General features: G+C 37.2%; 8 protein-coding genes and 1 pseudogene. 1 reads left to right on the top strand and 8 read right to left on the bottom strand.

From position 1 onward, the window contains the following. Position 1: 1 nt before the first annotated feature. The 6 genes and pseudogenes from LLY41_RS02775 to galU all read right to left on the bottom strand — a co-directional run. Positions 2-1,189 (bottom strand): annotated as a pseudogene (locus LLY41_RS02775) (CDP-glycerol glycerophosphotransferase family protein); the annotation flags it as partial. Next, a complete protein-coding gene (locus tag LLY41_RS02770) occupies positions 1,170-2,369 on the bottom strand; it encodes a CDP-glycerol glycerophosphotransferase family protein (protein ID WP_304586866.1) in 1,200 nt (399 codons plus the stop codon). The pseudogene LLY41_RS02775 and the gene LLY41_RS02770, both read right to left, overlap by 20 nt. Then, positions 2,362-2,760, bottom strand: coding sequence for a glycerol-3-phosphate cytidylyltransferase (gene tagD / locus LLY41_RS02765; RefSeq protein ID WP_304586865.1), 399 nt, complete (start codon positions 2,758-2,760; stop codon positions 2,362-2,364). Before tagD ends, LLY41_RS02770 begins: the two co-directional genes overlap by 8 nt. A 334-nt stretch (positions 2,761-3,094) precedes the next feature. Continuing rightward, positions 3,095-6,625 (bottom strand): CDP-glycerol glycerophosphotransferase family protein, encoded by a 3,531-nt coding sequence (locus LLY41_RS02760; RefSeq protein ID WP_304586864.1) that lies wholly within the window; start codon positions 6,623-6,625, stop codon positions 3,095-3,097. Positions 6,626-6,656: 31 nt separating this feature from the next. Continuing rightward, positions 6,657-7,631, bottom strand: coding sequence for a UDP-glucose 4-epimerase GalE (galE, locus tag LLY41_RS02755; protein WP_304586863.1), 975 nt, complete (start codon positions 7,629-7,631; stop codon positions 6,657-6,659). A gap of 159 nt (positions 7,632-7,790) precedes the next feature. Continuing rightward, positions 7,791-8,675, bottom strand: coding sequence for a UTP--glucose-1-phosphate uridylyltransferase GalU (gene galU / locus LLY41_RS02750; protein WP_304586862.1), 885 nt, complete (start codon positions 8,673-8,675; stop codon positions 7,791-7,793). Between the two features lie 399 nt (positions 8,676-9,074). Here galU and LLY41_RS22375 point away from each other — a divergent pair, with 399 nt between their 5' ends. Beyond that, positions 9,075-9,326, top strand: coding sequence for a hypothetical protein (locus LLY41_RS22375; RefSeq protein ID WP_370460199.1), 252 nt, complete (start codon positions 9,075-9,077; stop codon positions 9,324-9,326). Positions 9,327-9,514: 188 nt separating this feature from the next. Here the strand turns inward: LLY41_RS22375 and LLY41_RS02740 are convergent, their stop codons facing one another. Together LLY41_RS02740 and secA2 are read right to left on the bottom strand one after the other, a co-directional pair. Beyond that, positions 9,515-10,384 (bottom strand): accessory Sec system S-layer assembly protein, encoded by an 870-nt coding sequence (locus LLY41_RS02740; RefSeq protein ID WP_304586861.1) that lies wholly within the window; start codon positions 10,382-10,384, stop codon positions 9,515-9,517. After that, positions 10,384-12,765 carry an accessory Sec system translocase SecA2 gene (gene secA2 / locus LLY41_RS02735; protein ID WP_304586860.1) on the bottom strand — a complete coding sequence of 794 codons (2,382 nt, stop codon included), beginning with the start codon at positions 12,763-12,765 and terminating at the stop codon, positions 10,384-10,386. Before secA2 ends, LLY41_RS02740 begins: the two co-directional genes overlap by 1 nt. Positions 12,766-12,771 lie beyond the last annotated feature (6 nt).

The raw sequence follows: 12,771 nt of genomic DNA, 5'->3' as shown, positions 1-12,771 counted from the left end.
ATTATAAGGGAAAAATATGATTAATAACTCTCTGAGCAGAGTTCCCGTTTTCCAGGCTGCAAAATTCCTGATAAAATTCTTCATAATTTTCTGGGGGGACTGAACTACTGCTGTATAACTTAATTGCTTTAATAACTTCATCTGTTGTGTTCATAAGCGGACCAGGCGCCTTTTTCTCAAGATCGAAGTAGAAGCCTCTCAGCTCATCTCTATAAACGTCAATGTCATATACATAAAAAATAATTGGTCTTTTCAAATTTGCAAAATCAAAGAAAACAGATGAGTAATCTGTTATCAATATGTCTGACACCAAATATAATTCCCTTATGTCCTCATATTTAGAAAAATCAAAAGCAAATTCCTGATAGGGGGTAAGATCAAAGTTTTCCGCAACAAGATAATGCATTCTGAGGATAATAACATATTCGTCCCCTAGTGCCTCTCTTAACATTGAGAGGTCTAATTGCAAGTCAAACTTGTATTTCCCATCAGGATAAAATTGATTATCCCTCCACGTTGGTGCGTAGAGAAGCACTTTTTTGTCCAAGGGGATTCCAAGCTTTAGTTTGATTTGATTACTTAAGACGGCTTTATTTTCAATATGGAGAATATCATTGCGCGGATATCCAGATTCAATAATCTCATTGTCATATTGAAACGCTCTTCTAAAAATCTTCGTGGAATAAGAATTGGGTGAAATCAAATAATCCCAATTTCTTGATTCCTTATAAAAGTCCCTTTTGTATTTTTCAGTGGCAGTTCCATGCATGTGTACCTCTTCCATATCATTCGCCAGTTTTTTCAATGGTGTACCATGCCAAGTTTGAAGATAAGTGGTATGCTTTGGTTTAGGTATCCAAAGTGGCATCCGGCTATTTGTAACCCAGCATTTGGCCCTTGCCATTAACCATAACCATTTAAGAGAAAACCTTTTAACATATGGGATTCCCTTTTCTTCAAAAGGAGCAGTGAAGCGGGGATCCACACTCCAATACAACTGATAATCAGGGTAATGATCCTTAAGGTATTCATAAATGGCTCTTGGATTGCAGCTATATTGCTTTCCTAAAAAACTTTCAAACATAATGAGATTTTCATTTGCAGGGAAAAACCCTACAAATTGGAATAAGTTTTTGTATATGGCTTGAATAACCGGAAGTCTTTTCAATTTAGTCAGTATATTCATCCTTAGCTCCTAAAACGATTTCATCATCCTGATATAGAATTTTGACAAGCGTTTCGCTTGATTTACCTATAGAGTATTGGTTCCATTCCTCTTTAAACTGTCTTATTCTTTCATAATCAAAGGAGTTCTTCTTGAGTGATTCAATAATCTGATCGGTATTATAGACAACAGGCCCAGGGACAAATTCATCGTATTCCTCCCAAAAACCCCGCTCTTTTAAATAGGATTCCAAATCATACGGATAAAAAATCATCGGCTTTTCCAAGATTGCAAATTCAAATGGAATGGAGGAATAATCAGTGATTAGATAGTCACAGACAAACAGCAGATCGTTCATCCTAAAGTGCCTGCTGCAATCAATCACATAATCCGGATATGCTTCATGGCCTGAATGATTGTTTATTGCAGGGTGAAGCCTTAGCATGATAATAATATCAGGCCCAAGTTCTTCATACATTTTTTTATAATCTATTTGCAGCCTAAATGAATCCAACTCAGCTTCTCTATAAGTTGGAGCATATAGAATTACTTTTTTATTCTTTATGGAAGGAAACTTCCTCAGCATTTTCTTCTTAATGTCTTCGATTTTATTGATATTATAAAAAATGTCGGTACGTGGAATTCCAGACCTTAATATATTTTGCTCATTAACACCGAAAGCCTCGAAATATATTTTCGCCAAATTTTCTGAACCGACAATGATTTTATGAAATTGTTTGTATACTTTCTGAAAACGAATTAACGCTCGTTTTGTTCTAAGCTGGTTTGAGGGATCATGAATCCCAAATTGCTTGATAGCTCCAGCAGCATGCCAAAGCTGAATACATTCTGCTTCTTTTTTGAATTGAATGGCAGATAAGAATCCATAATAATTATCAACAAAAATTTTTCTGGCAGTTGCTAAATGATAAATTGAGAAAAACGTATCAAATATTTGATACGTTTCAAAGTTATATACTTTCACATTATTGCTGTTCTCTATTTTTAACTTGCTTCGTTTACTTTTTAAGAAGACAATTTCGCCATTATACTTCATTTTCTTTAACTGCTTGTATACATACCAGCTGTTATCTCCAAAGGTAACAACGAAAACGGTCTTGTTCTTTAAAGGAGATAGTTTAAATAGATTAAAAAGTATTTTAAAAATGAATAGGTAGACAGTAATTGCCAGTTCCCTAACCATTATTAACTTTTAACAGATCCTTCTTAATCTTTGTTGTAGAGATCCCTACAGTACGGGGAAGATACACCACTTCACAATAATCCTTTAGAAAGTCGAATTTACCTTCCCAATCATCGCCCATGACAAATACATCAATATCATGCTTAGTAACATCTTCAATTTTCTGTTCCCAGTTTTCTTCAGCTATTACCTCATCGACATAGCGGATTGACTCAAGTATCATTTTTCTGTTATCGAAGCTATGATATGCCTTTTTATTCTTCAGGGCATTAAATTCGTCAGAAGAAATGGCAACAATCAGATAATCACCAAGTTCCTTGGCTCTTTTAAGGATATTTATATGACCCCAGTGGAGTAAATCGAACGTTCCATAAGTGATTACTTTACGCATTGTATCTCCTCCTATATTTCTAATATCTATTAATCTAGTTTGTATGATAACTGTTTTCTTTTACAAAGGCTTTACACAGATTTAACAATTAAAAGAATCTTAAAAATTGTGTAAGCATGTCCTAAATCATTGTAAAGGTTTTATCAGGATTATTCAAGAGATTATCTAAAGCAGGTATACCCATTTATCTATTTTTACGCTAAAATTCTACATTTTTTTACATACAACACTCTAAATTATACATCATCTTTCGATTTAATGCCACTTGATCACATGGAAGTTTACTGGAATTCAAGTATAAAAAAGGCAGCCGCTATTAACGGCTGCTCTTGTTTTACTTATTCTTTTCAAATACTTTATTTATCACATTTTCACTGGCATGTCCATCGTCATACTGGCAGTATTTAGCCCTGAACTGTTTCATTTTTTCATCATACTTTTGATTATGAGTGTTCATATTTTGAAGGGAATCAATCAGATCCTGAGTTGTACGTGCCAAAGGACCTGGTGCTTCTTTTTCAAAATCTATATACATTCCTCTTAACTGGTCTCTGTAGAGCTCCAAGTCATAAGTAAAGAACAGCATTGGACGATTCAGAATAGCGTAATCAAACATTACAGAGGAATAATCCGTTATCATTACATCAGAAATCAGATACAAATCCTGAATATCCTCGTAATTTGATAAATCATAAGCAAAGCCTTTATTTTTCGATACATCAATCGAGTTAGCGACAAAATAGTGCAGCCTCAACAGGAGAACATATTCATCTCCCAACTGCTCCTGCATCTTATCCACTTCCAGCTCCAGGTTAAACGCCTTTTTAACCCGCCAGGTAGGAGCATACAAGATTACCTTTTTATCACGAGGTATGCCTATTTTTTCCTTCAGATTCATGATGTCTTTCTCATTATCATGCCGGAACAACTTATCATTTCTAGGAAATCCTACTTCGAGCATCTCTTTTTCGTATAAGAAGCATCTTCTGGTGAGATTCGTCACATAATCACTCGTGGATATTAGATAATCCCATCTTCCGCATCTGCGTAAGAAATTATTCCTTTTCTCTTCAGTATCGATTTCTCCCGGCACATCCAGACCCATGGTTTTAAGCGGTGTACCATGAAGAGTTTGGACTTCTATTGCCCCATCCCGTTTTTCGTAGAAGTCAGGGAAGTTAGCATTGTTAATAAAATACTTCGCGGTTGCCAGGTAATAATAATACTTCAAGGAATTTTTCCGGACTGCTTTGCCTCTTCCTTCTATATCAGTATTTTCATTATTTAAAATCCAAATATAGTTATAATCCATACCGTTTTTCTCCATCTCTTCATAGATGGCACGCGGATTATCACTATAAGATTTCCCCCAAAAACTTTCGAATACTACCGTTTTCTTTTTCATAGGCAAGTATCTGAATAAGGGATATAATACCTTTTTAATTACCTCCTGGCGGCGGGGACCTCTTTCAATCCAATCCCAATGAAGAACGGATTTTATTGCGAAATTGCCCTCCCTTGTTTTAAACGGAATTAATTTAATTCCAGAGACAATATGTTTATCGAATTTAATATCTTTCTTATCAAGACGTACCCTTTTTCTTACTAAATTTGGCTCATGGTTGTCATTACCAGAGGCTTCCAGATAAAGCTTCCATATTCCCACATCCATAAGGGCTAAACCTTTTTCACTGAGAAGATCAAATTCACAGTCCAAATATTTATACGAACCGGCATCCCGGGTTTTGTATGGGATTGCATATGTTTTGCCGCTTTCAGAGTGCTTAAGAAGTACTTGTATTTCATCAATTTTCTCAAATATGTTAAAGAATTTATTGTATACTTCAATATTAAAGCACAACTTATTATCTGAAAATTTCAATTCATCAAGATAAGGGGATACATTTTGGAAATTAATACTTAAGTTCCCTGCAGGGCTTGTTTGAATTCGTATTTCTTTCTGCCCGTATGGAGCACTGCTCTTTTTTATATAATTCAGTACTGTTAACGGCATTAATTCGCCTTCATGCTTAATATACCCAATCCACTTGTTAGCCTGCTCTTCATCGTTTATCAAGCCGACTGGCACTGTTGCACTGTATTCATTTCCAGCCAAGTCGACCCCATGCTTATTGACATTTGATGCTTTTGATAGCGGAAAGTCAATTCTTGATCCCCTCGAATAGTTCACCAAGGTCAGCATTGAACGATCAACATCATAAATAGTCTGTCCATTAATATGGATCTGATCATCTTTGATGTGCAGCTCATTAATAACAGAAGACAGTACATCCGCTTCAATCACTAAATCCCAGGCCTTATTATATTTAGGGAATACCCTTTGCCCTGTCCCAGTGTTGTATGTTGGTCTCGGCTTCTTACCTGCTATTGGACCGCCTGCTCTGAATTCGCGCATAATATTATCGACGGTGAGTTGAAACCAAAGCTCAAGCTTGCCCTTTCCCAAATCGGATATGTCCTGGTTAGCGAAGTCAATCTCAAGCTCATAACCTGACCAATCATAATTATAAAGCCTTTTCAGAGGGCTTCTTTTGCTGATCCGGATACCCTTTTTAAAGGTAATATCTTTTCTAACTGAGACTTCAGCTGGAATTGTAACCTTCTCACCTGTTTCAGGATTTAATAGATAGCTTTCAAGCTTAACCTGTTTTTTCTTTTTCATATCCATTTTGCTGATATAATTATATCCTTTGATTGTAAGTTTGCTTCCAGCCCACTTGGCAGCTTCAATTTTCCTTACAACCTGCAGCTCATCATCCATCCTGTAAAGTGATTCAGGCAGCTGGCTTCTAAAAGGATAATCTCCATAGTAATGATTACCCTTTTTGATAACCTTGGTTGTTTTCATTTCGTTCTTCTGAAATTGTATAACTTCAAGAAGTTTTTCTTTGTCACCTTGTTTTACAAAATAATACTTCAGCCGGTCGATCGCATTTAATCGATTAATCACTTGAGGAGGAATATCTTCCAGATACTGAGAGACTTCCTGCACAAATACATCAAGAAACTCCTCCCCTACTTCATCCAGACCATTCAAATATAAAAGAATATCCAAGCTGAGTGCTTTATATTCCTTCATTTCGCGAAGTTCGCCTTGAATATCCATTTTATCAAAGAAGGCATCTACCATCTTCAGTACTGCCAGACGGTCGGTAAAGTTCACTATTTGGTCACGCTGCTGCGTAATGGAGCGATCACCGCCATCCCTTGCACGCCAGTAATAGATTACATCTCCCAGAACATCTGTTGATGACGAAAGAAAGTGAGCAGGGATCGTTACCGGCAAATCTTCATATAATATGCCTTCTGGAAATTTAAATTGATGCTGATCCCAAAATGACTTCTTAAACAATTTATTCCAAGCAGTTGTATCGTATATAAGCTCCATATTTTTTGTAATATGGGTATTGAGAATAGTTTCTTTAAAGACCTTTTTATGGAGGCCTGAAGCAAACTCTTTAGTAGAATTAAATCTTTTTACATTTCCAATAACAATGTCAGATCCTGTTTCAATTGCAGATTCATACATCATCCTGTATGCGTTCCTGGTTACATAATCATCAGAATCGATAAAGACGAGGTACTCACCTTTTGCAAATTGAACGCCGTAATTTCTGGCATGACCTAAGCCGCCATTAGGCTTATGGTATGCTTTAAAGTGAGGGTACATTTCATCATAGCGATCCATTATCTCTCCGCTTGAATCTGTCGACCCATCGTTAACCATAATAACTTCTATTTCAGTTAATGTTTGTGCAGCAATTGAATCCAAACATTCTTCCAGATACTTCTCAACATTATAGACAGGTACAATTACACTGACTTTAGGACGTGGTTCAATCATGGAACATCCCTTTCTTTTCTCACTGTTTCAATTAATAAGTTCTATTTTTATGCCAATTCCAGGCACTTGAAATAATGGCATTAAGGTCATATTTCGCAGCCCAGTTTAGTTCATCTCTAATCTTTTTTGAAGAAGCTACAAGTACTGCCGGATCTCCGGCACGCCTTGGACTTTCAACAACATTTGCCTGGATGCCGGTTACTTCCTGACATGCTTCAATTACTTCTTTAACTGAGTATCCTGCACCATTTCCCAGATTGTAAACTCTTCTGTCCACTTTCTTATCAATTAAAGCATCTACAGCCAGAATGTGGGCAGATGCCAGATCGCTTACATGTATATAATCTCGTATGCATGTTCCATCCTGTGTAGGATAATCGGTTCCAAAAACAGAGATTGACTCTCTCTCACCAAGTAAATGACCTAAAATGATTGGGATTAAATGTGTTTCGGGATCATGGGATTCTCCAATTTCACCCGTATGGTATGCACCAGCAGCATTGAAGTAGCGGAGCGTGACATAATTTAATCCATGAGCCTGAAAAGCATCTTCCAAAATATGCTCTACCATTAACTTTGAACGCCCATAAGGGTTAATCGGTTTAGTCGCAAGATCTTCACTAATTAAATCGGTTTCAGGAATTCCGTATACCGCTGCAGTGGAGGAAAAAACAAAGTTGTTAATATTCGCTTCTTTCATTTCCTCCAGCAAGATGATCGTCTTGCCGACATTATTCTCGTAATATTTATAGGGTTTGTTAACTGACTCTCCAACAAGGCTGTTTGCTGCAAAATGCATGACAGCTTCTATAGGTTTCGACTGAAATAATTCCTTCAGAACTTTCCTATCGCTTAAATCCGCCTCGATTAACTCTGCCCGCGGATCCACGGCATCCCGTTTCCCTGTTGTAAGGTTATCTAAAACGATTACATCTCTTCCCTGTTCCAGTAGTTCTTTCACAATATGTGACCCAATATAACCGGCACCGCCGATAACTAAGATCATTTCATCACCTTCATATCTTAGAGATTTTTTTCTTTATATTAATATCAGTCCTATAGTTCACCCTTATACAGGATACAATATAAACACTTACAGGTAAAACAAAGAATAAGACTGCCTGTTTAAACTGACAGTCTTATTCCCTGCATTATGGCAAGCTCGCTATTTTTTTGAAACAGCTTGGATTTCAACTACATCTTGAAGATAGTTCAACAAATCTTCGCGCAGGTCAGCACGATTTAAAGCCATTTCAATCGTAGTTTTAATAAAGCCGAATTTTTCTCCAACATCATATCTGATACCTTCGAAGTCATAGGCGTATACATTTTGAGACCCATTTAGTTTCTGGATGGCGTCAGTTAATTGAATTTCCCCGCCAGAACCGGTTTCCTGGCCCTCTAAAATGTCAAAGATCTCAGGTGTCAATACGTATCTTCCCATGATAGCTACATTGGAAGGCGCATCTTCTACTGCCGGTTTCTCAACAAAGTTACGCACCTGGTATAGTCTTCCATCTTGTTTAACCGGATCAATTATACCGTATCGGTTTGTTTCCTGCTTTGGAACTTGCTGGACTCCAATCACTGATGAATTTACTTTTTCATATAAATCAGTCAGCTGCTTCAAGCAAGGAGTCTCAGCCTGAACGATGTCATCACCAAGCAGAACAGCAAATGGCTCATTGCCGATGAATTTTCGGGCGCACCAAATAGCATGTCCAAGACCCTTTGGCTCTTTTTGACGGATATAATGAATATCCACCTGAGAAGAGCGCCGCACTTTTTCAAGAAGATCAAATTTTTCTTTACGTACCAGATTATCCTCTAGCTCAAGAGCGTAGTCAAAATGATCTTCAATTGCTCTCTTTCCTTTACCAGTAACAATAATAATGTCCTCAATTCCGGACTCAATTGCTTCTTCTACTATATATTGAATAGTCGGCTTATCAACGATTGGTAGCATTTCCTTAGGCATCGCTTTAGTTGCAGGCAAAAATCTGGTCCCTAATCCTGCTGCCGGAATAATAGCTTTTTTTACTTTTTGCACTATAATAGCCTCCTAAATTTAAAAAAGTTTATGTGAAATTATTGTAAAATATTCTGCAGTTTTTTATCAAGTTTAAGATTAACATATCTTTACCCATACTTCACAAGTAAATTTATGTAAAAGTCATCAATTTTACATTTAAATTACAAATACTATACCCATAAAGAAATTTATGGAAATTTAAATCCATATATTTCCGACTAAAACCTTAATTTGCTAAATATTCATCTAATTTTTGGTAATATTTTATTATTGTTATCAAGCAAATCTTATACTAAATTTAAATAGAACGCAAAAAATTGTACAAACTTTACAATTATGGTACGATTTAAAGACATTTGCCTTCAATTAACACTTGACTAATATTCACGAGATTTATCGGAGGGAGTATTACAAGATATGGATAAGAACGAACCAAATAGCAATCTACTATCGGAATTAAGCGCCAATCCCCCAAAAGTGATAGGCGGCTATAAAAAACAGGGGTGGGCAATAAAAGTATTGGAGAACACAAGCAACCTCTCTGTAGAAAAAGAAGATGGCGGAAAAGTAACAGCAAAAGCTGTCCTCGAAGCAAACGACAAAACCTATTATCCGGCTTTTATTACCCTGGATTTAACGAAAAAGGAAAGCTTTCCGGCGCTTACTTAATTGCCGAAAAGAAAGATCAATACGATCTCATTCCTTTTGAAATCGCCAAATCTTTTCTTAACAAGGAAGAAGAACTGCTTCTGCCATTAAAATATCGGACCCTTGAACAGATTGACGGGGATGAAATACAAGTTAACTGGCCAGACTTCGTATAAACTCTAAAAAGCAAGCCAAATGGCTTGCTTTATTTATGATTTTGGAGGGTATATCTTCCATGTACTCAAATCCGGCGTCTCTTTTAGGATGAGGTCAGATGGAAAGATAAAAGTCCACGGCTTACAAGTTCCAGCTTTCACCTCAAAATCAGTTAACTTGAATCCTCCTTTGCTTATTACATCACCTTGAGCATCTTCAACTATTAATGGAAGCTGCTCAAACGATATATTTTTCTCGCTGCCGTTCCGGATCAATACTGATACAGCTAATGATCTCTCTTCAGTGAATTTAGCCTCTAACCCCATGAAGTTAACTTCCCCTGGACTAAGATGGGGAAGATTTCTGATCATATCTTCAAGCTCCTTTTTCTTTTCAGGGGATAACTGCTTTTCCCAACTGTCCTCTAACTCCAGTCTTGGCTTTGCAGGCCCTTTCTTTTCCTGCTTCAGTTCAAAGGCGATTCGCCATTCATCATTACTTGGCACTGCATCGGTAATTCGAGCTTCATTTTCAAAGAAAAACTTCCAGGGAACACTTGTCATAGCAGGCACTTCAACAAGTTCGTACATGTCAAAAGTCTTTTTAGCAAATGGCTGATTCTTTCTATCGAGCAGAAGAAGGTCTAATTTATCAAATTTAACAGGTTTATTTAAGCTATTTCTTAAAAAAGCTGTAACGACTAAGCTATCGTTATATTCTTCTAGTTTAACTCCAGAAATTGATAGCTGATTGGGCTTTAATTCCGGCAGCTTTTGATGATAAAACTGGAAAATATATTTTTCCTGACTGGTCAGAACCATGTCAGGATGAAAATATAAGGTCATTTTAGGCTTTTCTTCCGTTCTTTGAAGAGCTGGACTTTCTGCTTCAGCTGATTTTTTCCTTTTTTGAAATATGCCCATTACTCATCTTCCTCTCCACTGTCTATCTGTGCAGCCTGTTCACTCTGCAGATACTCCATAAAACTAAAGCTTACGCTGGACTCTATTTTGCTTATTAACTCATTAAATCTTTCAAAAGCTTCTTTTTCGAATAGCCTGTAGGGATCTTCCTGCCCATAGCCTTTAAGCTGGACTCCATCCCTCATATGGCTTAACTGATCCAGATGCTGGATCCAATACATGTCTGTATGCTGAAGAATGAAATGCTTTAGCTGGATTCCAAGAGGTTCATTCTCTTTGTAAGACAAAATGAACTCGCGAACTTCCTGAAACTTGTCCAGAATCAGCACAGTTAGTTCCTTCTCCTCAAAATCTGCAATCTTGTCATGGGACAATTCCAAATCAATTGAAACAAGAGACAGTTCATGAATCAATCTTTCTGGACTGCGGGGTTCCTCCTCTTCAGAGAAATAGGACCCCACAGATCTATTAATAAAATTCTCCATATAATCTAAAAGCTCATCAAATATTTCCGCAGGCGGGAGGGTTATGATTCTGTCTCTGTTTGAGTATACGACTTTACTCTGCTGGTCAAGGACGGAATCAAGCTTCAGGAGATGACTCCGGCTGGAATAATACATATTTTCAATAGTCTCCTGGACACTGCTTACAAATTTCACAGGATCCGGAGAGAGAATTAGGTTTTCTTCATTTGCCTTTATTTTAGCTTGGAAACGTTCTTTTTCAGTTTCATCATAGTAGTGGAACAGATCATCTTCCAAAGAAATAATAAATTGAGAAGAACCTGGGTCTCCCTGCCTTCCAGATCTTCCTCTAAGCTGCATGTCTATTCGTTTGCTTTCATGCTTTTCTGTTCCAATAATATGGAGTCCGCCCAGCTCTTTTACTCCTTCACCCAATAATATATCTGTTCCGCGGCCTGCCATATTGGTAGCTATCATCACTTGGGCTTTTTGTCCAGCCAGTGAAATGATTTTCGCTTCATCTTCTTCTGTTTTTGCATTGAGCAGCTGATGGGGTATTTTTGCCCCTTTCAATATACCCGACAGCTTTTCAGACTGTTCAATGGACGTTGTCCCAATTAGCACGGGACGGCCCAACTGATAAAATTTCTTTACTTCCTCAACAATTTTTCTAAACTTGGAAACTGAATCAACAAAGACCATGTCTTCTAAATCTTGTCTTTGGATCGGCTTATTGGGTGGAATCGTAATCACGTTTAAATTATACGTTTCCTGAAATTCGCGTCTTGAAGGAATGGCACTTCCAGTCATACCAGATAGGCCTTTATACATGCGAAAATAATTTTGAACCGTAATTGTTGCCTGTGTTGTATTTTCTTCTGTTATTTCCAGGCCTTCCTTTGCCTCAATTGCCTGGTGAAGACCATCACTGAAAGTCCTGCCATCCATGACTCTTCCCGTATATTTATCTATTAAAATAATCTTTCCATCTTTAATAATATAATCCACATCTAATTTCATGAGTACCGAGGCGCGAAGAGATTGCATAATATTATGAAGCAGGGCCTGATGATCAGCATCATAAAGGTTTTCGATTCCAAAAGCCGCTTCAATTTTAGATGCTCCCTTTTCTGTCAGAAAAACCTGTTTCAATTCCGAAACCATTTCATAATCTTCGGCTTCCTTAAAGGACTTTATTATAAGAGCTGAAATATTAAACAGGTCCGCACCCTCACTAGTTTTGTTGGCAATAATTAAAGGGGTGCGGGCTTCATCTATCAATATGCTGTCTATTTCATCAACAATAGCAAAATGAAGTTCTCTCTGCACTTTATCCGTTATGGATGTAACCATATTATCTCTTAGATAATCAAAACCAAATTCTGTACCTGTTCCATATGTAATGTCAGCTTTATAGGCTTCCTTTTTCTCAGCTGGATCCATCTGTGAAATATTTAAGCCTACAGTCAGGCCCATAAATTCATGGACCTGCCCCATAAGTTCCTTATCACGCCGAGCAAGGTATTCATTGGCAGTTATGACGTGTACCCCTTTTCCGGATAGTGCATGGAGATAACTTGCCAAAGTGGCAACAAGAGTTTTTCCCTCTCCTGTATTCATTTGTGCTATGCATCCGTTATGAAGTACTAAGCCTCCGATAAGCTGAACATCATAATGCCTTAAGCCCAGTACTCTCCTTGCAGCTTCCCTTATAGAAGCAAATGCATCTGCCTTTATATCATCCAATGTTTTTCCATTTTTTAATTCTTCTTTGAAGAAGCTGGTTTTAGCCTGAAGCTGGCCATTGGAAAGCTGTTCATAGACAGTTTCCAACCTATTAATTTCTTCAACAAGCTTGGAAAGTCTTTTTAATTCTTTCGAACTATTATCAAATATTTGTTTCACTTTAGTAATCATTCTATT

The sequence above is a fragment of the Cytobacillus firmus genome, from assembly GCF_023612095.1.
Taxonomy (GTDB): Bacteria; Bacillota; Bacilli; order Bacillales; family Cytobacillaceae; genus Cytobacillus.
Note: the sequence above shows the minus strand (reverse complement) of the source record. Positions and strands in the feature narration are given on the sequence as shown.

Coding starts and splice junctions, on each gene's coding strand:
- LLY41_RS02770 (WP_304586866.1), bottom strand. CDS start 2,369: ATGGTTAGGGAACTGGCAATTACTGTCTACCTATTCATTTTTAAAATA.
- tagD (WP_304586865.1), bottom strand. CDS start 2,760: ATGCGTAAAGTAATCACTTATGGAACGTTCGATTTACTCCACTGGGGT.
- LLY41_RS02760 (WP_304586864.1), bottom strand. CDS start 6,625: ATGATTGAACCACGTCCTAAAGTCAGTGTAATTGTACCTGTCTATAAT.
- galE (WP_304586863.1), bottom strand. CDS start 7,631: ATGATCTTAGTTATCGGCGGTGCCGGTTATATTGGGTCACATATTGTG.
- LLY41_RS22375 (WP_370460199.1), top strand. CDS start 9,075: ATGGATAAGAACGAACCAAATAGCAATCTACTATCGGAATTAAGCGCC.
- LLY41_RS02740 (WP_304586861.1), bottom strand. CDS start 10,384: ATGGGCATATTTCAAAAAAGGAAAAAATCAGCTGAAGCAGAAAGTCCA.
- secA2 (WP_304586860.1), bottom strand. CDS start 12,765: ATGATTACTAAAGTGAAACAAATATTTGATAATAGTTCGAAAGAATTA.